Annotated in this window: 23 protein-coding genes; 10 read left to right on the top strand and 13 right to left on the bottom strand. The window is 60.5% G+C overall.

The window, feature by feature from the left end:
* Window positions 1-33: 33 nt before the first annotated feature.
* A complete protein-coding gene (pth, locus tag K2Q04_RS04135; protein ID WP_291159610.1) occupies window positions 34-783 on the bottom strand; it encodes an aminoacyl-tRNA hydrolase in 750 nt (249 codons plus the stop codon).
* A 176-nt stretch (window positions 784-959) separates the two neighbouring features.
* A complete protein-coding gene (locus K2Q04_RS04140) occupies window positions 960-1,694 on the bottom strand; it encodes a 50S ribosomal protein L25/general stress protein Ctc (protein WP_291159613.1) in 735 nt (244 codons plus the stop codon).
* Window positions 1,695-2,002: 308 nt separating this feature from the next.
* Between K2Q04_RS04140 and K2Q04_RS04145 the strand changes: the two genes are divergently transcribed.
* Together K2Q04_RS04145 and K2Q04_RS04150 are read left to right on the top strand one after the other, a co-directional pair.
* Window positions 2,003-2,413 (top strand): Fur family transcriptional regulator, encoded by a 411-nt coding sequence (locus K2Q04_RS04145; RefSeq protein WP_291159616.1) that lies wholly within the window; start codon window positions 2,003-2,005, stop codon window positions 2,411-2,413.
* Window positions 2,414-2,609: 196 nt separating this feature from the next.
* Window positions 2,610-3,140: a GNAT family protein gene (locus tag K2Q04_RS04150; RefSeq protein WP_291159619.1), complete on the top strand. Its 531-nt coding sequence runs from the start codon at window positions 2,610-2,612 to the stop codon at window positions 3,138-3,140.
* A gap of 79 nt (window positions 3,141-3,219) precedes the next feature.
* Here K2Q04_RS04150 and K2Q04_RS04155 read toward each other — a convergent pair whose 3' ends face one another.
* From K2Q04_RS04155 to lgt, 5 genes are all read right to left on the bottom strand, one after another.
* Window positions 3,220-4,212: a ribose-phosphate pyrophosphokinase gene (locus K2Q04_RS04155; protein ID WP_291159622.1), complete on the bottom strand. Its 993-nt coding sequence runs from the start codon at window positions 4,210-4,212 to the stop codon at window positions 3,220-3,222.
* Window positions 4,213-4,331: 119 nt separating this feature from the next.
* On the bottom strand, window positions 4,332-5,345 hold the full coding sequence (locus K2Q04_RS04160; RefSeq protein WP_291159625.1) for a hypothetical protein: 1,014 nt from the start codon (window positions 5,343-5,345) through the stop codon (window positions 4,332-4,334).
* Between the two features lie 254 nt (window positions 5,346-5,599).
* Complete coding sequence (gene pgeF / locus K2Q04_RS04165; RefSeq protein WP_291159628.1) at window positions 5,600-6,388, bottom strand: peptidoglycan editing factor PgeF; 789 nt, start codon at window positions 6,386-6,388, stop codon at window positions 5,600-5,602.
* A gap of 50 nt (window positions 6,389-6,438) precedes the next feature.
* The gene (locus tag K2Q04_RS04170) at window positions 6,439-7,578 is read right to left on the bottom strand and encodes an SAM-dependent methyltransferase (protein ID WP_291159632.1); all 1,140 of its coding nucleotides are present in this window, start codon (window positions 7,576-7,578) and stop codon (window positions 6,439-6,441) included.
* Entirely contained in the window at window positions 7,575-8,414 is an 840-nt protein-coding gene (gene lgt, locus K2Q04_RS04175) for a prolipoprotein diacylglyceryl transferase (RefSeq protein ID WP_291159635.1), read from the bottom strand. The genes K2Q04_RS04170 and lgt overlap by 4 nt, the downstream gene beginning before the upstream one ends.
* Window positions 8,415-8,609: 195 nt before the next feature.
* Here lgt and K2Q04_RS04180 point away from each other — a divergent pair, with 195 nt between their 5' ends.
* From K2Q04_RS04180 to proC, 3 genes are all read left to right on the top strand, one after another.
* On the top strand, window positions 8,610-8,888 hold the full coding sequence (locus tag K2Q04_RS04180; RefSeq protein ID WP_291159638.1) for an accessory factor UbiK family protein: 279 nt from the start codon (window positions 8,610-8,612) through the stop codon (window positions 8,886-8,888).
* A gap of 310 nt (window positions 8,889-9,198) precedes the next feature.
* Window positions 9,199-9,696, top strand: a complete 498-nt coding sequence (locus K2Q04_RS04185; RefSeq protein WP_291159640.1) for a YbjN domain-containing protein — start codon at window positions 9,199-9,201, stop codon at window positions 9,694-9,696.
* A gap of 49 nt (window positions 9,697-9,745) precedes the next feature.
* The gene (gene proC / locus K2Q04_RS04190) at window positions 9,746-10,573 is read left to right on the top strand and encodes a pyrroline-5-carboxylate reductase (RefSeq protein WP_291159642.1); all 828 of its coding nucleotides are present in this window, start codon (window positions 9,746-9,748) and stop codon (window positions 10,571-10,573) included.
* Window positions 10,574-10,829: 256 nt separating this feature from the next.
* On the opposite strand, the gene K2Q04_RS04195 is transcribed toward proC, so the two are convergent.
* The 3 genes from K2Q04_RS04195 to K2Q04_RS04205 all read right to left on the bottom strand — a co-directional run bounded on the left by K2Q04_RS04195 (window position 10,830) and on the right by K2Q04_RS04205 (window position 13,605).
* Window positions 10,830-12,242 (bottom strand): ATP-binding protein, encoded by a 1,413-nt coding sequence (locus tag K2Q04_RS04195; RefSeq protein WP_291159645.1) that lies wholly within the window; start codon window positions 12,240-12,242, stop codon window positions 10,830-10,832.
* A gap of 68 nt (window positions 12,243-12,310) precedes the next feature.
* Window positions 12,311-13,015: a response regulator transcription factor gene (locus K2Q04_RS04200; RefSeq protein WP_244531053.1), complete on the bottom strand. Its 705-nt coding sequence runs from the start codon at window positions 13,013-13,015 to the stop codon at window positions 12,311-12,313.
* Window positions 13,016-13,023: 8 nt separating this feature from the next.
* Window positions 13,024-13,605 carry a MarR family transcriptional regulator gene (locus K2Q04_RS04205; protein WP_291159652.1) on the bottom strand — a complete coding sequence of 194 codons (582 nt, stop codon included), beginning with the start codon at window positions 13,603-13,605 and terminating at the stop codon, window positions 13,024-13,026.
* 196 nt (window positions 13,606-13,801) lie between these two features.
* Here K2Q04_RS04205 and K2Q04_RS04210 point away from each other — a divergent pair, with 196 nt between their 5' ends.
* Entirely contained in the window at window positions 13,802-14,698 is an 897-nt protein-coding gene (locus K2Q04_RS04210) for a branched-chain amino acid aminotransferase (RefSeq protein WP_291159655.1), read from the top strand.
* Window positions 14,699-15,079: 381 nt separating this feature from the next.
* On the opposite strand, the gene K2Q04_RS04215 is transcribed toward K2Q04_RS04210, so the two are convergent.
* A complete protein-coding gene (locus K2Q04_RS04215) occupies window positions 15,080-15,397 on the bottom strand; it encodes a hypothetical protein (RefSeq protein ID WP_291159657.1) in 318 nt (105 codons plus the stop codon).
* 444 nt (window positions 15,398-15,841) lie between these two features.
* Here K2Q04_RS04215 and arfB point away from each other — a divergent pair, with 444 nt between their 5' ends.
* Both arfB and K2Q04_RS04225 read left to right on the top strand, forming a co-directional pair.
* Window positions 15,842-16,261: an alternative ribosome rescue aminoacyl-tRNA hydrolase ArfB gene (arfB, locus tag K2Q04_RS04220; protein WP_291159659.1), complete on the top strand. Its 420-nt coding sequence runs from the start codon at window positions 15,842-15,844 to the stop codon at window positions 16,259-16,261.
* 57 nt (window positions 16,262-16,318) lie between these two features.
* Complete coding sequence (locus K2Q04_RS04225; RefSeq protein ID WP_291159661.1) at window positions 16,319-16,936, top strand: class I SAM-dependent methyltransferase; 618 nt, start codon at window positions 16,319-16,321, stop codon at window positions 16,934-16,936.
* 24 nt (window positions 16,937-16,960) lie between these two features.
* On the opposite strand, the gene K2Q04_RS04230 is transcribed toward K2Q04_RS04225, so the two are convergent.
* Window positions 16,961-17,845: a hypothetical protein gene (locus tag K2Q04_RS04230; protein WP_291159664.1), complete on the bottom strand. Its 885-nt coding sequence runs from the start codon at window positions 17,843-17,845 to the stop codon at window positions 16,961-16,963.
* 45 nt (window positions 17,846-17,890) lie between these two features.
* Window positions 17,891-19,042, bottom strand: coding sequence for a helix-turn-helix domain-containing protein (locus K2Q04_RS04235; RefSeq protein ID WP_291159666.1), 1,152 nt, complete (start codon window positions 19,040-19,042; stop codon window positions 17,891-17,893).
* A 307-nt stretch (window positions 19,043-19,349) separates the two neighbouring features.
* Between K2Q04_RS04235 and K2Q04_RS04240 the strand changes: the two genes are divergently transcribed.
* Both K2Q04_RS04240 and K2Q04_RS04245 read left to right on the top strand, forming a co-directional pair.
* Window positions 19,350-20,375, top strand: a complete 1,026-nt coding sequence (locus tag K2Q04_RS04240; protein WP_291159669.1) for an aromatic ring-hydroxylating dioxygenase subunit alpha — start codon at window positions 19,350-19,352, stop codon at window positions 20,373-20,375.
* A gap of 59 nt (window positions 20,376-20,434) precedes the next feature.
* A complete protein-coding gene (locus K2Q04_RS04245; protein ID WP_291159672.1) occupies window positions 20,435-21,391 on the top strand; it encodes a PDR/VanB family oxidoreductase in 957 nt (318 codons plus the stop codon).
* Window positions 21,392-21,485 lie beyond the last annotated feature (94 nt).

Raw genomic sequence — 21,485 nt, forward strand, 5'->3', positions numbered from 1 at the left:
CCCCCGACGACTATGATGCGCGGCTCTGGCCGATCACGAGCTGCCGTCGCCGGATTTTCGCGCGCCCAGCCATTTTTTCAAGTTCTCGGCCAATGCCGACTGGCGTTTGGAGGCGCGTTCGCCTGCCGGGTGTGGCCCTGATGCCTGCCTTTTGGGCGCGCGCGGTTCTTCTTCCGCGGGAGCACGTTCGGCTTTCCGCGCGGGCTTTTCGGGCTCATCCTGGAACAAGCGCGCGACATCGCTCAGGAAGCGCGCGTCATCGCCCTTCGCGAGGTAGCTCGCTGCATCGGCGACGGCGTCGAGCAGGGCGTTGACCCACTCGCGATCGGATTTCGCGAAATCGTTGAGCACGTGATGGATGACGACATCCTTGGAGCCTGGGTGTCCGATGCCGAGGCGGACGCGCTTGTACTCGTTTTCGATGTGTGCGGAGATCGAGCGAAGGCCGTTGTGGCCCGCATTGCCGCCTCCGCTTTTCACCTTCACCTTGCCGGGCGCGAGATCGAGCTCGTCGTGAAAGACGTAGACGTCCGAAAGGGGGATTTTGAGAAAGCGCTGGGCTTCGCCAACCGAGCGGCCGCTTTCGTTCATGTAGGTTTCGGGCTTCAGAAGCGTGACGCGTTCGTTGCCGATCGAGCCTTCAGAGACGAGGCCTTGAAACTTCTTGCGCCACGGGCCGAAGCCGTTGCGCTCGGCGATGCGATCGACCGCCAGGAAACCGATGTTGTGGCGATTGGCGCGATATTTCTCGCCAGGATTACCAAGTCCGACGAAAAGCTTCATTTTTGATTGCGCCTTCCGACTTGCCTCCGGCAAGCCGGCCGGAAGGCGCGGGCATTGCGGGGGTACTTGTAACGGTCTGGCTACTCCAATTCGCGGAGCCGGCCGCCGGACCTGCGGGCGCGGAACCCGTGAGAGAGACCGGCGCAATCCGATGATCGCGCCGGTTCTTGATCTTCTTACTTCTTCGCAGCGGGCTTGGCAGCGGGTGCTGCCTTCGCGGCCGGAGCGGCCTTGCCTGCGGCGGCAGCAGGAGCGGCCTTGCCGCCAGCTGCGGGTGCTGCACCCTTGGCATCAGCGGCGGGAGCGCCAGCCTCGGCCGTCGTGGTCGTGGTCTCTTCTTCACCCTTGAGCGCGCCGGCGATCGTTGCGATCGTGAAGTCGCGGCTCTTGATGACCGGCGAAACGCCTTCCGGCATCGTGACAGCCGAGATGTGGATCGAACGGCCGATTTCCATGCCTTCGAGGCTGATCTCGAAGAAGCGCGGGATCTTATCGTACGGGCAGTACACTTCGACATCGTGGCGGACGATGTTGAGCACGCCGCCGCGCTTCAGGCCGGGCGACAACGTTTCATTGACGAAGTGCACCGGGATCGAAACGCGGATGACGCCATCCTTGCCGACGCGCTGGAAGTCGACGTGAAGGGGCGTGTCGCGCACCGGATCGACCTGCACGTCGCGGGCGAGCACGATGTGCTTCGTACCCTGGACGTCGAGTTCGATGGCGGTCGAGGTGAAGTGGCCGCGGAGGACCTGCTTCCAGAGCTCGTTGTATTCGAGATTGATCGTTTCAGGGGTTTCCTGATTGCCGTAAATGACGGCAGGCACATTTCCATCGCGGCGAGCTTGGCGTGCGGCCCCCTTGCCGGCACGCGGGCGCGCCGTAGCCTTGAGCGTGATGAGCTCAGACATGGCATCGTCTCCGAGTGTTAGGGCTCTACTGCCTATCAGAAGAGCCAAAAAGCCGCGTACCGGCCTCCAAGGGTGCCGGGCGGCGTCTCAGGAAGGTCTTCATGAGATGGGGCGTGTATACCCGTGGTTTGGCACCCGCGCAACGGGCCAAAGATGGCGATTTAGCCCATACAACGCATCTGGCAACCGGATCCGGCCAGCTTCGGGCGCGCTGGAAAGTTGCGGTGAAAATCAGCATATTAACAGCGAAATTGGCTGACCGTCGATTTATTGTCCGATGAAGGCGGGGAACGGAGATGCCCGGAGCGATGACCAAAAAGTCTACGAAACGCCGCAGCGCGGCCGATCAGGACAAGATAATCGTCGAGGCGCTCAGGGGCGTCGGGCGCCCCCTCAGCGCGTATGAGCTGATCGAGGAGGTTCGCGGTAAGGGCGTCAGCGCGCCGCCGACCGTCTACCGGGCGCTGCAACGGCTCATCGAGGATGGCCTCGCGCACCGGCTCGAAAGCCTTAACGCGTTCGTTGCGTGCGATCATCCGCACCATCACGGCAAGGCGGTGTTCGCCATTTGCGACGCGTGCGGCTCAGTGAAGGAATTCGACAACCCGGCCGCCGTCAAAAGCCTGCAGGCCTGGGCCGGCAAGAATGATTTCAAGGTCCGGTCGATGACGATGGAGATTCGCGGCCGCTGCGGGGACTGCTCGGCGGGCCACGAGTAGCATTCGGGGCGCGAGAGGCGGACGGGTTCCCCTCTGACACGCAGTGCCGGCCCTTCAGGTCATGCAACTCGCCCGACCCCAAAGGCGCTGGCGCTTCATCTCTACAGCTCACATCCTACGATGCGGACTGGTGGCGCGCCGATCTAAGGCGCAAGGCAGTCCGCTTTCCTTGAGAACGCACTGCGAGAGAAATTGCATGGACGCTATCGAGACCGGCCGACTAACGCTGAGAAATTTCAAGAAGGGAGATGCAGCTGATCTACTCGCGTATCTGCACCAACCCCGGGCGAGTTGTTTCTTCTCGCTCAAGCTGGACGATCTCCACGCGGCGGAAGCAGAAGTGGCAAAGCGCAGCACAAGCGATGAGCATATCGCCGTGTGCTTGCGAAGCACTGATAGGCTGATCGGTGATATGTTCTGCATACCCGAGCCCCCTGACACATTTGCCGTTGCATGGAATTTCAACGCGGATTTCGCAGGCGCGGGGTTCGCCACAGAGGCCGCGCGGGCCCTCTTCGAGTACCTGTTCTCAGTGAAACAAGCTCGTCGGCTCTACGCCTACGTAGAGGAAGACAACATCGCCTCGCAGCGCTTGTGCGAAAGGTTGGGGATGAGGAGGGAGGGACTTTTCAAAGAGTTCACATCCTTCGAGAAGGACAATGAAGGCGTCCCGATCTTCGTGAACACGATGCAGTACGCCATCCTGAGAAAAGAATGGGTAGCGTGACGATTACGGGCCTGAACCTAGCGCTGCTCGCGCGGCGGACGCTGCCGTCTCGCGAAGCGCTTCTGACAAAGCCGAGGCGTCAGTAGAAGAGGCTCGACACGCTTTCTTCGCGGCTCGTTCTCAGGATGGCTTCGCCGATGAGCGGAGCAATCGAGATCACCCGGATATTCTTCGCGGCCCGGACGGCTTCGGTTGGAAGTATCGAGTCGGTGATGACGAGCGATTTCAGGCGCGAGTTTTGAATGCGGCTGACCGCACCGCCTGAGAGCACGGCGTGCGAGATGTAGGCCGACACTTCCGTCGCGCCGTTCTTGAGCAGGGCTTCCGCGGCGTTGACGAGCGTTCCACCGGAATCGATGATGTCGTCGATGAGGACGCATCGTTTGCCATCGACTTCGCCGATGACGTTCATCACTTCGCTTTCGCCCGGACGCTCGCGCCGTTTATCGCAAATGGCGATCGGCGCTTCGATGCGCTTGGCGAGTGCTCTGGCGCGAACCACGCCGCCGACGTCCGGTGAGACGACGACGACATCCTCCGTTTTGCCGAAGTGCTCTTCGATATCCCGCGTCATGACGGGCGCGGCGAAGAGGTTATCGGTTGGGATATCGAAGAAGCCCTGGATCTGTCCGGCGTGGAGATCAAGCGTCAGAACGCGATCGGCGCCGGCTCGTTCGATGAGGTTCGCGACAAGTTTTGCGGATATCGGCGTTCGGGGGCCGGGCTTGCGATCTTGTCGCGCGTAGCCGAAATAGGGGATGACGGCTGTGATCCTTCGTGCCGACGAACGCTTGAGCGCGTCGAGCAGGATCAAAAGTTCCATCAGGTTGTCGTTAGCCGGAAACGACGTCGACTGGATGACGAAGACATCCTGGCCGCGCACATTCTCCTGGATCTCGACGAAGATCTCCATGTCCGCGAAGCGCTTCACTTGGCCTTTGGCCATTGGAAGCTTCAGGTATGAGCAGATGGCGTCGGCTAGCGGCCGGTTACTGTTTCCCGCGACGATCTTCACGCCCAGCTTTCCCCGGCCATCCAAACTTCGAGCGTCGACCTTGGTATCAAAAGGCATTTGCGCTCCAGAAGCCTCTTATGCGCGGGCTTGTAGCAATTGGGCCCGGACGATTCAACCGTCCGGGCCCAAAGATGTCATCGATATGTAGCTTCGAGGGTATGTCGCGCACAGTTTGCTTAATCGGTGCTTTTCGCCGGCAAGAGCTTGATAATCCCTTGTGCTGCCGCGGCTGCGGCGGCATCCGCCGTCTTGCCCCAGGAGCCGTCGAGCGATCCCTGCGGTACTTCGTTCTTCTGCGACACAGTGCCGAGCTTCTTGCCCGACGGGTCGATCACGTTCCAATCGATCTGGATGGGCTGCTTGCCGTCTTTGCTCTGCCCCATCGCGACCTTGCCTTCGACTTTGTAGGCCTGGGCGTTGGGCGTCGTCGACAGAGCCAGACCGCTCTTGGTCAGCTCGCGCTGGATGGCCGTCGTCAGCGTGGTGCTGCCGTCGCCCGGTGCGCCGGTCACCATCGGCACGATCGCGGTGATCGGTCCGGACGTCGTGATGCTACCCGTCGTCGGCGCGATCGGCGTGTTCGATGCCGTCGGATATGACGGGCTTGGCGCTGGGCCTGCATCGTTCGAGGCGACGGTGGTTGGTGCTGCGCCGGCCGGCGGCTTGCTGTTCGCCGCGACGGGGATGCTTCCGCTTGTCGAGAGCCAGCTTGCGATCTGTTTCGACGTCTTGTCGGCGATGCTCTGCACGACAGGCGGCGTGACGGCGGCCCACGGGTCCTTACCGGCTCCGGCGATGACCTCTTCACCCGTAATGCGGTGAACGCGCTTACCGGCCTGGTCCGTGATATCCCAGATGTAGGATATCTTGGCCTTCGTCTTTTCGCGGGCCGCTACGATGTAGCCACGCACGACGTATTCGCTGGGGGCGTTGGCGGCGGTGGCGACCTGGATGCCGTTGTGGCCGATCGACGACGCAAGCTGCGATTGCAAATCGCGGGCGACGTTGTCGGGCGAGCCGATGACGGGCGCGATCTGAATTTTAGCTGTCTGCGTGGCGACCGGGGTTGCGGGCGGAAGGGTCAGCGAAGCTTGAGGCGTGTTACCGCCACCGCTCAACATGTTTGATGCCGACTCGCAGCCGCCCAGTCCGAATGTGGCGACGGCGGCCAGGAGCACTGGTCCGATCACCCCTAGACGCGTTCTGCGCTCACGCGCACGTGCAAACCAAAAGGTCGTCAATGGACGTCCCCCCTTATCCAACCGCGACTTCCCGGCGGCCGGAAAACGCTACTCGCGCGGCCTGAACTCCCCTGAAAACTACCGGAACTGACCCTATCCCTGTAGATCAGCCTTTGACTGCCAGTCCAGATGGCAGCCCGGTGAAACTGTTGTCAGGTCGTCAAACGTTACCCTTGCCGAGGCATTGGCTGTGGATTGTGCAGTTACGCCACGACGATGGCGGAGATTTGTCGGCCATAGTCCGGCTCCCCACGAAGAGTTTTACGCCGGTAGCTGTAGAAAAGCGATTCGTTCTCGCAGGTGCAGAGCCCTAAGTTTTCGATATTGCTGATGCCAGCATTACCCAAGCGGCTCACGACGAAGCCCGGAAGGTCGAAGTGGGGGCGGCCGGTTTTCGGATTTCTCTGGAAGAAGGTGCCGTTCGCGGGATCGCGAGCGAGGAAAGCCGTTTCGAACTCGGGGCCGACCTCATAGGCCGACTGTCCAATGCACGGACCGACGGCTGCCGAGATACGCTCACGGCGAGCACCCAGACGTTCCATCGCGCGAACCGCGCTGTCGACGATCCCGTCGACGGCTCCGCGCCAACCTGCATGGGCGGCAGCGACGACGCCCGCCTCACCGTCCGCGAGAAGCACGGGGGCACAGTCGGCGGTCAGCACGCCGATGACGAGACCCGGGGTTCTGGAGATGACGGCGTCGGCGCGGGGAAGCGCGTCGCGTGACGGCGGCGCAGTGACTTCCAGGGCGGTCGTGCCGTGTTCCTGGTAGAGCGTGATCACGCCGCCGCCGAATTTGTCCTCGTTGGCGCCGAGGTGCCGTCCGATCATCCTCCGGTTTTCGAGAACGAGAGCCTGGTCATCGTTCGAGCCGAGCCCGCAGTTGAGGCCTGCATAGATTCCGTTCGATACGCCGCCAATGCGCGTGAAGAAGCCGTGGCGAATGCCGGAGACCGTGCCGAGGTTCGCCGCTTCGACGGGTTTGAGCGTCATGATCGTGCGGCCTTCATCACCGAGGTCCTGACATCACGTTGATCTCTTCATCACGTTGAGCCGGGCGCTTCGGACGACGCGCGTGCGGCGCCAAATCCGGGGAGCGACGGCAGCCCCTGCGAGCGTGCGGCGAGCACCTTGAACCTCGAACCCATTCCATTCGGTGCGAGCAGCCGGGCGACACCCGTTTCGATCTCGATCGCTCGCGCCGGGTTTGCGGACATCAGCCGCGATGCTCTCTCCACGATACCGAGGGAGCCGAGGAATTCGGCCTGCGTCACGGGCCCGTCGAGAACGAGCCCGGCGCGATGCAGGGTCGATGCGAGATCGTAGAAATTGACATGCACAGTGAGGTCGGCTTCGCCGGGCGACGTCAAAGGTGATTCATAAGCGTGATTACGAACGGCCTGCAGGGTGTCGCCTGCGGCTGGCGTCGTGTGACCGTAATCGATCATCAGAAACGCTATGGGTCCGCGCTCGGCTAGCGCTTTCAATGCTTCGGCGAGCTGATCAAGGCGCTGGGACTCGATGACCGTTCCGGGCGGCGCGTTCGGCAGAAGGGCTTCGAACGCTTCGTGCGGACAATTTTTGTCGATGCCCGCGAATTGCAGTTCGCCCGACTTATCGAGCGTAACACCGCGAATGTGCCAGCCCGCCTCGGTCTTGACCCACTGGGCGACGGGCCACGCATCGAGGAACTCGTTGGCGAAGATGATGGCTGGCGGATTGAACTCATCCAGCTCACGGCCCCAACTCAACACGCTGCTAAAGTCGGCGAGTGTAGCGCCTTGGATCTCGGTAAGCGCGTTGCTGCCTTCCACCAGATGCACACGGGCGACGTTTGCAAAGCCCGGAACGATACGAGCGGCGCGGAGCACGTCGCGCATCATGGTGCCGCGTCCCGGGCCGTACTCGACAAGCGTGACGGGATTGGGCGCGCCGAGCACGCCCTGCCAAACGACGCCGGCCCATACGCCGATCAACTCGCCGAAGACCTGACTGATGTCGGCGGCGGTGATGAAGTCGCCGGCGGCGCCAAAAACGGGCTGCGTGCGGTAGTAGCCGTAGTCCACGTCCCAGAGGCAGCGGGACATATAGGTCTGAACCGTCATCGGTCCGTCGCGGCGGATGCTCTCCTTGATCCGCCGGGACAGCGGCGTATCGCGACGCAATCCAGTATCTCCGGTCACACGGCTGCCTTTCCGGGAGTGTTCGTCCGGTTCGCACTCCAGATCATATAGATGCCGAGCGCCAGCATGGGCAGGCAATAGACCTGACCTGCGGTGAAGGGACCGATGTTCAGGATATGACCGACTTCGGGCTCGCGGAAGAACTCGGAGATTGTTCGGGCGATCGCGTACCAGATAAGCCAGAGGCCGGTCACGAGGCCGGGGCGCTTCAACGCGAACATATGGTGGGTTGCGAACCGCAAGATGATAAACATCACGAGCCCTTCGAGAAAAGCCTCGTAGAGTTGGCTCGGATGGCGCGGATTTTCTCCGCCGTTCGGAAAGACCATGCCGACATAGGCGTCAGTCACGCGACCCCAATGCTCGGAGTTGATGAAATTGGCGATGCGGCCGAAAAAGATGCCGATGGGCGACACGGCGCAGCAGAGGTCCATCACGGAACGGGCGCTGACGTTATAGACGCGTCCGAAGAGCCAGAGCAGCAATGCGGATGCGACGAACGCGCCGTGGAAGCTCATTCCGCCCTTCCAGACTTTGAAGATCTCGGCCGGGTTCGCAAAGTAGAAGTCGGGGTCGTAGAGCAGAACCTGCCCGAGGCGGCCGCCGATGATGACCGCCGCCGTCATAAAGAGCAGAAGGTCGTCGACCCGCTCCAGGGTTATCGGGGCCTTGTCGCCGCGCCAGAGCTTGGGCGTCGAGACCATGCGACGGATATAGAGCCAGCCGAGCAGAAGGCCCGCCATGTAGGCCAGGCCATACCATTTGACCGAGAAGGGGCCGAATTCGATGGCGACCGGATCGATGTCAGGGAAGGTCAGCAGGGCGAGGGGTGTCATCGGCGCTCCGGGCGGCATTTCGCGATTGGCCGTGTCGAGGCGCTAAGAAAGCCCCAGTTCCGAGGGTTGTTTGGGAACCCCTGGGCAAAGTCAAGCGGCCATCGTTTGCCCGCGACGGCGGCTCGCCCTGCTCGAGCTTGCGGCCATGGGCGGCAATCGCCATAACTTATAAACACCCTCAATTCCGAGACCCCAATGACCCAGACAACTAACAGACTCTTCGACGACTTTGCCAAGCTCATGACAGACGCTGCGGGTGCGGCGGATGGCTTGAAAAAGGAGACGGAAGCGCTTTTTCGCGCTCAGGCCGAAAAGTTCCTGCGCGAAATGAGTGTCGTGACGCGCGAAGACTTCGAGGCGGTTCGCGAGATGGCGCAAAAGGCGCGTCAGGAGAACGAAGCGCTAGCGGTACGCATTGCCGCGCTCGAGGCGCAGGTCGCGCAGCTTTCGCTCCAAGGCACCTCGACCGTTTGAGGTGCCTCGTTTGATGCCGGGGCATTCGAAACCGAGCGTTCTCTCCACGTTCGAAATGCGATGCTCGAAGCATCCACAGGTTAAGCGGCTTTTCACCAGCTAACGACGCTGAGCCGCCTTCCCGACCCCGGCGCGCCCGGGCTTTGCCACTTTGATCGTGGACAAGGTTTGCGCGCCGGTCGGGTCAGCTTGCGACTCGTATGGGCGTCTGGTTTTGTCCGGCGCAGCACTAAGCGGCGCGATTGAATTGAGTGTTTTGCGTCGTTCGTTAGGCCATCCCGGCGCGCGGCAGACTTGGAGAGCGATATCAATGGCAGTTGCGGAACAGGGTTCTGACCGCGTTCTCAATCCGATCGATCTCATTGAGCAGCTCGCGCAGAGCCACGATTGGCCCTGCGAACGGGCGAGCGCTGAAGAGCTGACGCTCATCGTCGCCGGGACGTGGGCTGATTATCATATCTCGATCAATTGGCGCGACGATCTGGAAGCTTTGCATCTCGCTTGCGCATTCGATTTCCGCGTTCCTTCCAACCGTCTGACCGAAATGTATCGTCTGATCGCACAGATCAACGAGCAGCTTTGGCTCGGTCACTTCGATCTCTGGACGCAGGAAGGCCTCGTGATGTTCCGTCACGCGCTGCTGCTCAACGGGACGGTTGCGACGGTCCGTCAGTGCGAAGCGATGCTGAAGGCGGCGCTCGAAGGCTGCGAGCGCTACTATCAAGCCTTCCAGTTCGTGGTGTGGGCGGGTAAGGAGAGCAAGGAAGCTCTGGTTTCGACGATGTTCGAGACGCAGGGACAGGCTTAAGCCGGGCGCCATTCTAGGGTTCGGCGTTCTTCGCCGAGGAAATCCGAGAATGTCGTTGAATTTGAATGGTTCGGTGGTGCTTGCAGGCGCCGGCAAGATGGGCGCCGCCTTGCTCCAAGGCTGGCTCGACCGGGGACTGGATCCCGCGGGCATTGTCATCCAGGAGCCAAATCTCTCAGGCGCTGCGCAAGATCTCGCAAACACGCATGGCATCAAGGCGGTGGCTCAGTTGGCACCGCTCGAAACGCCACCGGCCGTCATCGTCGTCGCGGTCAAGCCGCAGGCGATGGACGACGTTTTTCCCGGACTCGCGAAAATCGCAGGCCCCGAAACTGTCGTTGTTTCGATCGCCGCCGGCAAAACGCTGGCAAGCTTCGAGCGCCATCTTCCGCCCAGCAGCGCCGTCGTTCGGGCGATGCCCAATACGCCAGCCGCGATCGGTCGCGGCATTACCGGGGCCGTCGCGAACCCCCATGCGACAGCGGCACAGAAGCAGGCATGCGAGAGCCTTCTCGGCGCGGTGGGTCCGGTCGTGTGGGTTGGCGACGAAAGCCTCATCGATGCGGTAACGGCCGTATCGGGCTCGGGACCGGCTTACGTCTTCCTGCTGGCTGAGGCGCTCGCCGAGGCGGGTGTGGCTGCCGGGCTCGATCAGGCAACGGCGGTGCAGCTCGCGCGGGCGACCGTCTCAGGATCGGGCGAACTGCTCAATCAATCGCCGCTCGATGCCGAAACACTGAGGCGCAACGTGACCTCGCCCGGCGGAACAACGGCGGCTGCTCTCGCTGTGCTGATGCGAGAGGGCAGCGGTCTCAAGGAACTGATGACGGAAGCGGTGCTCGCCGCGAAAAAACGTGGCCGCGAACTGGGACGTTGACCGGGGCTGGGATTGTCGGTCTCGGTCTCGGTTCGCGGCCACTAAGCGCATCCCGAATGGGCTGGCAGCCCACGGCGCTCGGGATTGTCGGTACCGGTGACTGCAGGCTTGGAGGACACCTTGCCAAAGTCGACGGGTTTGGCCCCCGGATCCGATGGGCCGAGAGTGTAACACCATAACATAACGGTCAAATCACAAAGGCGTGTGATTAACGCCTAAGGTATTCAAAACAAATAGATATTTCCGGGAACTTTTCTTATTTCGGCAGGGAAATAATCGCGCGCAGGCCGCCCATCGAACTTTCGCCGAGAGCGACTTCGCCGCCGTGGCTCTTGGCGATATCGCGCGCGATCACGAGGCCAAGTCCGCTGTTGCCTTCGTCCTGATTGCGGGCGTGATCGAGACGGTAGAACGGGCGGAAGACGTTCTCGCGTTCTTCCTCGGGGATGCCGGGGCCGTCGTCGTCCACCTCGATACGCACCCAGCGGCCTTCAGGCGCGACGCGGATGATGATGCGGTCGCCGAAACGCGCGGCATTCGTCACGAGGTTCATGATCGCGCGCTTCAGGGCCTGCCGTTTCAGCGGCAGAATGATGTCGCCTTTGCTTTTGCGGATCTTGAGGTCGATCGTGCAGGCATAGATCGATGCGTCGTCGACGATTTCCTCCAGCAGCTCCTTGAGGTTCGTCGGCTTGGCTTCCTCGCCGCCGTCGCCCTTGGTGAATGCCAGATAGTCTTCGAGCATGTGCTGCATTTCGTCGACGTCGCTCGAGAGGGCGCGCGTCTCGGGCGAGTCTTCGAGCAGAGCCAGCTCGAGCTTGAAGCGCGTCAGCACCGTTCGCAAGTCATGGCTGACGCCGGCGAGCATCGTCGTGCGCTGTTCGACGTGCTGCTTGATGCGGTCGCGCATTTGCAGAAAGGCGAGGGCGGCCTGGCGGACTTCGCGCGCGCCGCGCGGTCTGAAGTCTTCGGGGATGCCGCGGCCTTTGCCGAAGGCGTCGGCAGCATCGGCGAGCCGCAGAATTGGCCGGATCTGATTGCGCAGAAAGAGAATAGCGACGGTCAGCAGAATGACGGACGAGCCGACCATCCAAAGCAGAAAGATATGGGAGTTCGACGCGTAGGTCTGGCTACGGGTCGCGACGAACCGCAGAATGGCATCGTCGAGCTTGACGCGGATTTCGACGTTCTGATCGCCGACGGTATTGATCCAGAACGGCAGTTGGACATGCTTGCGCAACTCATTGGAGAGCGCGCGGTCGAGCAGCCGGAAGAACGGCTTCGGCCCAGGCGGGGGAAGATCGCCGTTCGGGAGAACTTCCATCGCCAAGTTGAGGCGATCACGGGCGAGATCGATGATTTTTTGAGGGCCGTCAGACTTCGGCAGATCCTCATAGACCTCGATCAGTGCCGCGATGTCACGAGCGGTCGCTTCCGACAGGCGGCGCGTCACGGCCTGCCAATGGCGTTCCATGAATGCGAACGCAATGACGCCTTCGAGGACGACGATCGGTGTGATGATGATCAGCAGCGCCCGGGCGTAGAGGCCCTTGGGGAGCATCTCGGCGCCGATGTTGAGCAGTCCCACGACATACGGGTGCTCGCGGAAACGACGATACCGCGAGGCACTGCTTCCGGCATCCGGTGTCGTTTCGGGCACAACAGCCATTCGTGAAGTTTTCCGCCGTTCGCGTGTCCGGAGGGACCCCCGTCATCGCGGTCAATTCGTGTAGAGGCTCAGTCGGTGTAGAGAATATAGCCCTTGCCTCTGACCGTCTGCAGGTAGACGGGGTTCGATGGGTCGGCCTCGATCTTGCGCCGCAGGCGATTGATTTGCACGTCGATCGCGCGTTCGCTTCCCGTGCTGTCATCGCTCGAGAGTTCATGACGGGGGACGGCGACGCCGATGCGCTGAGAGAAGAGCCTCAACAGATCCCGCTCGCGCTCGGTGAGCTTGATCGCTTCGTCGTCACGTTTCAATTCACCGCGGGCAATGCTGAAAACGCAGCCGCCCATGCGGATCTCGTCGCGCGGGGCAGACTGCATCTGGCCTCTGCGAAGGATATTGCGAAGGCGGAGCAGCAACTCGCGGGGATCGAACGGTTTCGAGACGTAATCGTCGACGCCGGCTTCGAGGCCGGAAATCCGGTCCTGGGCTTCGGCGAGGGCCGTCAACATGCAGATTGGGACCGGGCGCGTCAGCTTGAGATCGCGTGCGAGGGAAAGGCCGCTTTCGCCGGGCATCATCACGTCGAGAAGCACGAGATCGAATGCTAGGCCGCGCATGAACGCGCGTGCTGCTGCGGCGTCAGCGGCCTCTGTCACGCGGAAACCGTTACTCGATAGAAAGCGGCCGAGTAGTCCTCTGATCTTTTGATCGTCGTCTACGACCAGTATGTGCGGGGCGTTGTCCGCTAAAGGCTCGGCTCGATCCTGGGCCATCAGGGCTCTCATGTGTTGCAATCGGGTACAGCTTCCGACGTGTCAGCGCGCTGACCCTTGATGAGGGTTTCTACCTGGGGCCGGTTTTTCTCAGTGATCATCCCAAAAAGAAAATTTCTCGCAAGAGCATCAGCGCCAGGGCCGAGGTTCGCGAGCGCCCCTTCGATGCGTTTGGCCTGAATTTGTGTCAGTTTATCGTTCAGCCGCGCGCCCTTTGCTGAGAGGTATAGCCGCCGTTCGCGCCGATCCTCGTTTCCGGCCTTCTGTATTATGAAGCCCTCATCGACCAGCTGCTTGAGAACGCGCGCCAGCGACTGCTTGGTGATTTTCAAAATATCGAGCAATTCCGCGACCTTCAGGCCCGGAATACGGTGCACGAAGTGCAAGACGCGGTGGTGGGCGCGGCCGAAGCCGTACTGAGCCAGGATTGCATCCGGGTCGCACGTAAAATCACGATAGGCGAAATAGAAAAGCTCTATGTACCCGATCAGATCGACGAGTGAAGAAGGCCGGTCATCTGACGCCGCGGGGAGGGAATGCCCAGTTGCGCCAAGGTGTTCGGACGGGCCTTCTGACGTTATGTCAGCCATGTTGACTTATTGGCCTCGATTGTATTCTGTTGCAAGCTAAATTGCTGGCTCGTCCCGGCAGGTCTCCGCTTCTGCGCGTGGCGCACTGAAACGCACGTGCAAGGCGTCTTCAGCCTGCCAGGCCCCAGCCTCTCGAGACGCCCGATAGAACCCGGCACCCGGTAACTATAAAAGCCCAGGAAGGAATTGGACTGGCATGGCCGACCTCATCCCCTATCACGATCGCGACGGGCTCATTTGGATCGACGGAACCCTCGTCAACTGGCGCGACGTGAAGGTGCACCTTCTGACGCACGCGCTCCACTATGCAAGCTCGGTGTTCGAGGGCGAGCGCGCGTATGGCGGTGAGATCTTCAAGCTCACCGAGCACAGCGAGCGCCTGGTCGAAAGTGCACGAATCCTCGATTTCAAGATTCCTTACTCGATCGCCGAGATCGATCAGGCCTGCCGCGACGTCGTCGCCGCAAACAAGCTCTCCGACTGCTATGTCCGGCCGATCGCCTGGCGCGGCAGCGAGCAGATGGGCGTCTCAGCGCAACAGGCGAAAATTCACCTCGCGGTCGCGGCGTGGGACTGGGGCTCCTATTTCCCCATGGAGCAGCGCCTCAAGGGCATTCGCATCACCAACGCCGTCTATCGCCGGCCCGATCCCGCCTGTGCCCCGTCGAAGGCCAAGGCAGCGGGTCTCTACATGATCTGCACCATCGAGAAACACCGCGCCGAACGCGCCGGATACTCGGACGCGTTGATGCTCGACTGGCGCGGTCGCGTCGCCGAATGCACCGGGGCCAACATCTTCTTCGTGAAGGATGGCGTGGTGCATACGCCGGAGGCTGATTGCTTCCTCAACGGCATTACGCGCCGAACCGTCATCGATCTTGCGAAGGCGCGCGGCATCACCGTCGTCGAACGTGTAATCATGCCGGAAGAGCTCGGCTCATTCTCCGAGTGCTTCATCACCGGCACGGCGGCGGAAGTCACGCCGGTTTCTGAGATCGGCGAGCATAAATATAATCCCGGTTCCATCACCGAAACTCTTCTCAATGACTATATGGAACTGGTGAAACCGAAGAAGCGCGCCGCTGCGGAATAGGCGCTTATTACGGAGTTTCCGGCTTGCGCCGAGTCGCGCACAGGGTGATGCTTGTGCTTTGCGGCTTGAACTTGTCCGGTACTTCAAATGGCGAGAGCATTACTTGTCTTCGCTGTACTGATCACCGCGTTTTGCGGTTCGGACGCCGCCTTGGCTCAGGAGGGCCCAGGCGGCGTTCCCGGTATTCAGCGCGACTGCCAAGTTCTTACGACATGCAATTTTAAACGTGGCCGAGGCTGGAGGGGATGTTTGTCCTCCTATTCCTGCCGGCGATGCGAAACTATCCCCGGACCCTGTGTGGGTGGTGGTCCAAGAAAGCGCATTTGCGGTCAATTGGTTTGCGACTGGGCCGGAAGCTAGCTGCTTCTCGTCGCTTGTTCTCTATCGGCTGACGGGGCGACTGCTCAGGTCCGGCGCGGCCGTGCGCGGGGCATGATCTTTGGCAGACGAGGAGCGCAGCATGAGGGGCGCGCAGATGGCAAACAGGAATGCAGCGATGGTGACGAACAGTGCGCCTACGGCCATCGGCGATAGCGAAATCCCGGACCAATAGGCGATCAACTGGACGACAAGGCACCAGAAGAGGGCAGGGGCGATCGACGCGATCGCGAGGCCGATGAACCGTGCGGATGGGCCCCAATCCGCCCCACGAACGGCGGTATCGGCGGACGAAATCACAGCTGTCGTGGCAGATCGCATGGCGGCGTGCTCGACCTTTCGTCGTGTTATTCAATAGAATTCAGTGACCCCCGATGGGCGTACCGGATTCTTCGGTAACTCAATGACGCTAAGCGGCGACGCTAAAGACTAGGTAAACGCGATTGCTCGAATGCGAACTAACGGTGCCGAATCGATATTGCACCGTGTTTACGTTTTTGGCGAACAATTGGTTCCCTTTAGCAAAGTTAACAACGTTTTCGAATCACCAAATGCGACTTACGACTGTTCGGCGGGGAACCGATTTTTAGCAACCGGCCATTCCGCACCTGCCCGAAAGCCTGTGGGTATCCGATGAGCATAAGACGGGCACTTCCGGCTTGGTTTGCGCTCGATGAGCCCGGTGATACATCTCATCGAGCATAACCGACCGGCGCCGGAAACGCGGTCAGGAACAGACCGATTTAGGAATAGGGCTGACGGACCATGCGTGTGACGGACGCTCTCGAGATCGCCGAAACGGAACTCGAGGAACGCTTCGTGCGTGCGTCGGGGCCGGGCGGTCAAAACGTCAATAAAGTTTCGACGGCGGTCGAGCTTCGCTTCGATCTCAGGGCAAACACGTCCATTCCCGATTACGCGCGCGATAAGCTGAAACGTCTTGCGGGGCGCCGTTTGACGATAGAGGGCATCATCGTCATTCAGGCAGATCGTTTTCGCAGCCAAGAGCAGAATAGAGCCGATGCTCGTGCTCGGCTCATTGAACTCGTCGAGACCGCGTTGGAGCGTCCGAAGCTCAGAATCAAGACCAAGCCATCTCGCGGCGCGCGCGAGGAACGCATCAAGGCGAAGACAGTGCGCGGGCATGTGAAGAAGATGCGCAGCCGCAAGGTCGATTTCGATTGATCTGTGCGAAATTGCGCTGCGTCGAAGGTTTCATAGTAGGCCCATCCAGGAAATCCGATGACAGACCTTTCCGAGCGAATCATCGGTCATTACGAACGCCACGCGCTGGCTTGGGACGCCGATCGCCGCAACGCGGGGTGGAACGACAAGCGGTGGCTCGATCAATTTGTCGAGGCTCTGCCGCGCGGCGCAGCGATACTTGATCTCGGATGCGGCGCGGGCGAACCGATCGCGCGCCATCTCGTCGAGTGCGGGTTCCGCGTGACGGGGGTCGATGCTTCGCCGACCTTCATCTCCCTCTGTCGAAGCCGCATGCCCGACCAGGAATGGATCGTCGCCGACATGCGATCCGTCTCGATCGGCAAACGCTTCGATGGAATCCTTGCTTGGGACAGCTTCTTTCATCTCAAGCCCGACGATCAACGCAAGATGTTCCCAATATTCGCGGAGCATGCGTCGGCGTCGGCGTCGGCGCTGCTGATGTTCAATACGGGTCCAGCTTATGGAGAAGCGATTGGTTCCTATCGCGGAGACCCGCTTTATCATGCCAGTCTCGACGCCGCCGAGTACCGTGCATTGCTGGCGGCCTCCGGATTCGACGTCATCGCTCACGCGGTGGAAGATCCACTGGCTGGCGGCCGTACGGCGTGGATCGCGCGATTATCGGCGACCTAGACTCGGCGCAAAACCTTCGATCATTCAAGCAGTATGAGTGGTCGCGAGAGACGGGTTCGAGCCGAATTTGCTTTCCCTGGATCTCGCAGACTCCGACCTCCATAGCGACTCGACCTTCCAAGCGTGTCCATCTGGATCGTGGGCGAAGACTTGGCCCGCGGCGATGTCGAAGACCCAATTGCAATTCAGTTTTTGTCCTTCGAGCCACGGAAGCGTCGAAAGCTCGATGACATAGTCTTTCGAAGCCCCCTCTCTTTGGCCGTATGAGAACTCGCAATCGAGCATTTCGCGGATCGGCGCGAGGTCGTTTCCTAGCCGACGCGCTATGTCGACGAGCGGCCGCTGCTGCGTAATTGCACGATGCCGGCTCCTGGCCCGCACCACATGGTTGCCGACCACATAGAGGCACTCGATTGCGTCGTTGTTGACCTTCATGAGGTGGATCGCAAACGCCGGCTTCATCTCGAGAAGGCGCCAGTCCTCCTCGTACGCGCCGCTTGGTGCGTATTCCATCATCACGCTGCCATTGTCTTTCCACTCGAGCCAACCCGGTTCGGGAAAACTCACGACCGGCTGAAAGCGAAAAAGGTCGAGCGATATTGGCCAGATTGCCGTTGGGTAGGGGGTCGCCGCCGGATCGAATAGCGTCGTCGCGGCAAAACAGTCCTGCTCGGCCAAGGCCAACAGTTCGTCCCGGGTGCAGCTCGCGAGCCCTGTACGGTGGCGCATATCGGGACGGTCTGCCGAAATGCGAATGTCGGCGACGCCGGATGCCGTTTGAAGCCAGAGGACGCGCGTCGTCCGGTCCACCGTTCCGTTCTTGAAGTCGATGCTGTGCCGCTTCCAGCAGCCGATGAGCTGCTCCGGCACCGTCCGCTTGCCGGTTTCTGTTCCTTCAACAAGTGACATGCAAGCCATTCCAGGGCTCTCCTCTGTGTTCGTATCGGCGCGCGTTCAGGATACGCGGGTGCCCTTCAAGGTCGATCGCGGCTCTTGCGTTGCGGCGCCGTTGGCAACCGCCTCGACGGATTGTGCGCGACGCGTTATTCGATTTTTCAGAAGCACCGCCGGTGCAATCTTATTGCCGTGTTTCCTGCGATATTCGCGCGGAGAGAGCCCGGTCAGATCTGCGAAGGCGCGCGAGAACGATGCACCGGAACTGAATCCGCACGCGCACGAAATCTCTGTGATGGAAAGGCCGCTGAACAAAAGCAGGGAGCAACTGTGGTTGATGCGCTCCCGCATGTAGAAAAGCTGAGGCGAAGATCCGAGCACGTTCCGCCAAAGCACTTCGAGAGATCGCGTCGAGACGCCGACCTTTTCAGCGATGGCCGGAATGCTGAGCGGCGCTTCGATATGTGATCGCATTATGTCGACCGCCTTCTGAACGCGCAGATCGCTGGTTCCCTCGACTGCGTTTCGCGTGCTGCGCTGAGACAAGCGTGGAGATCGCGGCGAGTGGGAAATCAACTCCGCAGAAAGCGCCTCCGCGAATTCCGCACCGAGTATCTCGCCAATGTACTCGACCATGGTGTCGACAGTCGAAAGATGGCCGGGATATGTGAGGATGTCGCCATCCCGGATCCATAACTGATCGACGAATTCGACCGCGGGATAGCTTTCTTGTGCCGCAAGCATCAGATCGACGTGGCATGTAGCGATCCGACCGTCCAATAGACCCGCGCTTGCGAGAAGGAGCGGCGCCTGATCGGCCGCTGCGATGAGTGTCGATGTCTTTGCGAGCTTCCTGATTGCGCTATTGATAGCGGGGGCCAGCGCAGGATCGGGATTGATATGTGAGAGGACGATGGAAAGTGCGCACTCGCCGGGCAGATTGAATGAGGCCGTCGGCATGATCTCGCGGCCGTTTGCCAGTGTAACGTTTCGATCGTCGATTGTCAGAATATCGACGCGGAACAGGCTCTTGCTGAGGAGCCCATTGGCAACACGGAACAGTTCCTGGTGGAGTGTGAGATCGAGTTCCGTCGAGCCTGGAAGCACCAGCATTCTGACCTGATAGGCAGCGGCTGGCACCGGATGCATCTTCTGGCCGTTGCTCGGAGGCAGCTCGTTTACGGCACAGCCAGGTGTCTTTCGGTGCTCCACTAAACCTCCCCCATCATTGCCGAAATAGAGCGGCTCCGAAGCTGCGGTTTGACTCGTGCGTCCTCTGACGTGCGGGATTAGCCGCGTACTCAGATTAAAATGATGAGCGCGTGCGTACTTGTCATATGGCGCATCTCCACTGCGCATTATGGCAAGCTCGCCCCCGGACCTCAACCTATCTTGACATGCAGAGCAGCGGAGTTTCGCGAACACTCCGAAGCTTTCGGCGAGCTTGTCATTCGGAGCCGCCGGCGCGAACTCGGGCGGATGCAATGGTTTAAAAAAGCACGGATCGGGAGATTTAACAGTGAGCCGCTATTCCAAAGCCGCACTGCAACAGGCCTATCACCACTGTTGGTTTGTCGTCGCTCGCAGCCAAGATATCTCAAAGCCGAAAGCGGCTGTTCTGTTAGGGCGCGATCTCGTTGTTTTTCGCGACAAGGACGGGCAGGCTCGCGTCACCGATCGATATTGCGTGCACCGGGGAGGAGATTTGGCGGGCGGCGAGGTGTGCGATACCGGTGTTCGTTGTCCCTATCACGGTTGGACGTTCGACGGCAGCAGCGGAAAATGCACCGGAATTCCGGCGCTTCCGGACGCTTCGAAGTTCCCGCCAAATGCGCCGGCCATTCGGGCATATCCAGTGATCGAACGCTTCGCGCATATATGGACGTGCCTCGAAGAGCCGATGTTCGATCTTCCGAACCCTCCGGAAATCCAAAATCTGGAGCTCGACTGGCGCGCGGCTGCGCCCATTCCGATGGATATCGGCTTCATGTCTGCCACCGAAAATTTCAACGACATGGCGCACTTTGCCTTCGTGCACGCAGGATCTATGGGCAACGTCAGCCCGATCGTCGATTCCATGCAGATCCATCGTAGCGGGCGCGAAGTTTCGACGACCATCTTTTATCCGCGCGTGGAAGGGTCCGAGTTCTCCTCGATGGGCGACTCGTGGATGCACTATCACGTCTATGCGCCCGGCATCGCGACCATTCTCTACGACTACGGCGAGGGTGGGCATCGCTACTTGGTCGACTTTCCGTCTCCGGTCGGGCCTGAAAAGTGCATCGTCTATTGGGGCAGTGCGACGTGTTCCGACTTCAAACACGGGACAGCGGACGACATTCTCGCACTCGAAACAAAGGTCTTCGACGAGGACACGCCGATCGTCAGCAAGATCGTGCCGAAAGAGGTGCCGCTCGACGGCAAGGTGCGAGAGTTCTCCTGCTCGGCGGATGTCGTGACGCTCAACTATCGCCGCGCGGTGATGGATGTCGTCGACAAAATCCAAGAGCGATTTGGCTATGTGCAAAGTGAGGCCGCCGAATAGGCGGTCTCCAAACTATCCGCAATTCAACTGTGCGATCGGCACGGCGCGTGGATTTAAAGATGCCAGACACTGACCTTCGGCTTCGCGTTGATTGCCTGCGGCGCGAGGCAAATCAGGTGATCTCGTTGACCTTGACCGATCCAAAAGGAGGGCGTCTCCCGGATTGGGAGCCGGGTGCGCACATCAAGCTTCGCCTACCCTCTGGCCTGATGCGGCAATACTCGCTTTACGCCAGAGGGAGCGATGGTTCGCAGTACAGAATAGCGGTCAAGGATGCGGAAGGTGGACGCGGTGGATCTCGCGAGATTCACTCCAAGCTCAGGTTAGGTGACGTTCTGAACGTCAGCCCGCCCGTCAATCATTTTCGACTCGAGCAGGCCCAAGACTATATTTTCATTGCAGGCGGTATCGGCATCACGCCGATCCTGCCGATGGCCGAAGCGGTCAGCGCTCGATGCTCATGGCATCTCTACTATGCCGGCAAGTCTCTCACATCGATGGGATTGCTCGACGAAGTCCGGCGGCTGCCGCAGGCGAATGTTACGCTTGCCCCAGCTGAGATCGGAAAGCTGAACATCAGAGAAATTGTAACTCAAGCAAAGTCCGGCACGCAAATATACGCCTGCGGGCCCAATCGAATGCTCGACGAACTCGCATCCTTGTGCGGCGAGCGCCACGACATCGCGCTGCGCGTCGAGCGCTTTGCAGCTTCGACGTCTGCGCCTCCGGTCAATGGTGACGCTTCGGATAAGCCTTTCGAGGTGGTGATGAAGCGCTCCGGCCGCCGCGTCGTCATTCCTCCCGGATCAACCATCCTGACGGAGCTTCTGAATGTCGATCCGTCCGTCCCTCACTCCTGCTGCCAAGGGTTCTGCGGTGCCTGTGAGACGAGAGTTATCGAGGGCGTCGTCGATCACCGGGATACGCTGCTCACGGAGGAGGAACGGCTGAAGAAGAATACGATGATGATCTGCTGTTCGCGCGCACGAAGCGACGTGCTCGTTTTGGATATCTGACACCGATCGCGACAAAGGGAGGCGAGCCACCGAAAAAATTACGACGTCCGCAATAGAGCGCCAGTGGTGCGATCTCGCCTGAAGGGGGCTCCGA

Source organism: Hyphomicrobium sp., assembly GCF_019753045.1.
GTDB lineage: Bacteria > Pseudomonadota > Alphaproteobacteria > Rhizobiales > Hyphomicrobiaceae > Hyphomicrobium_B.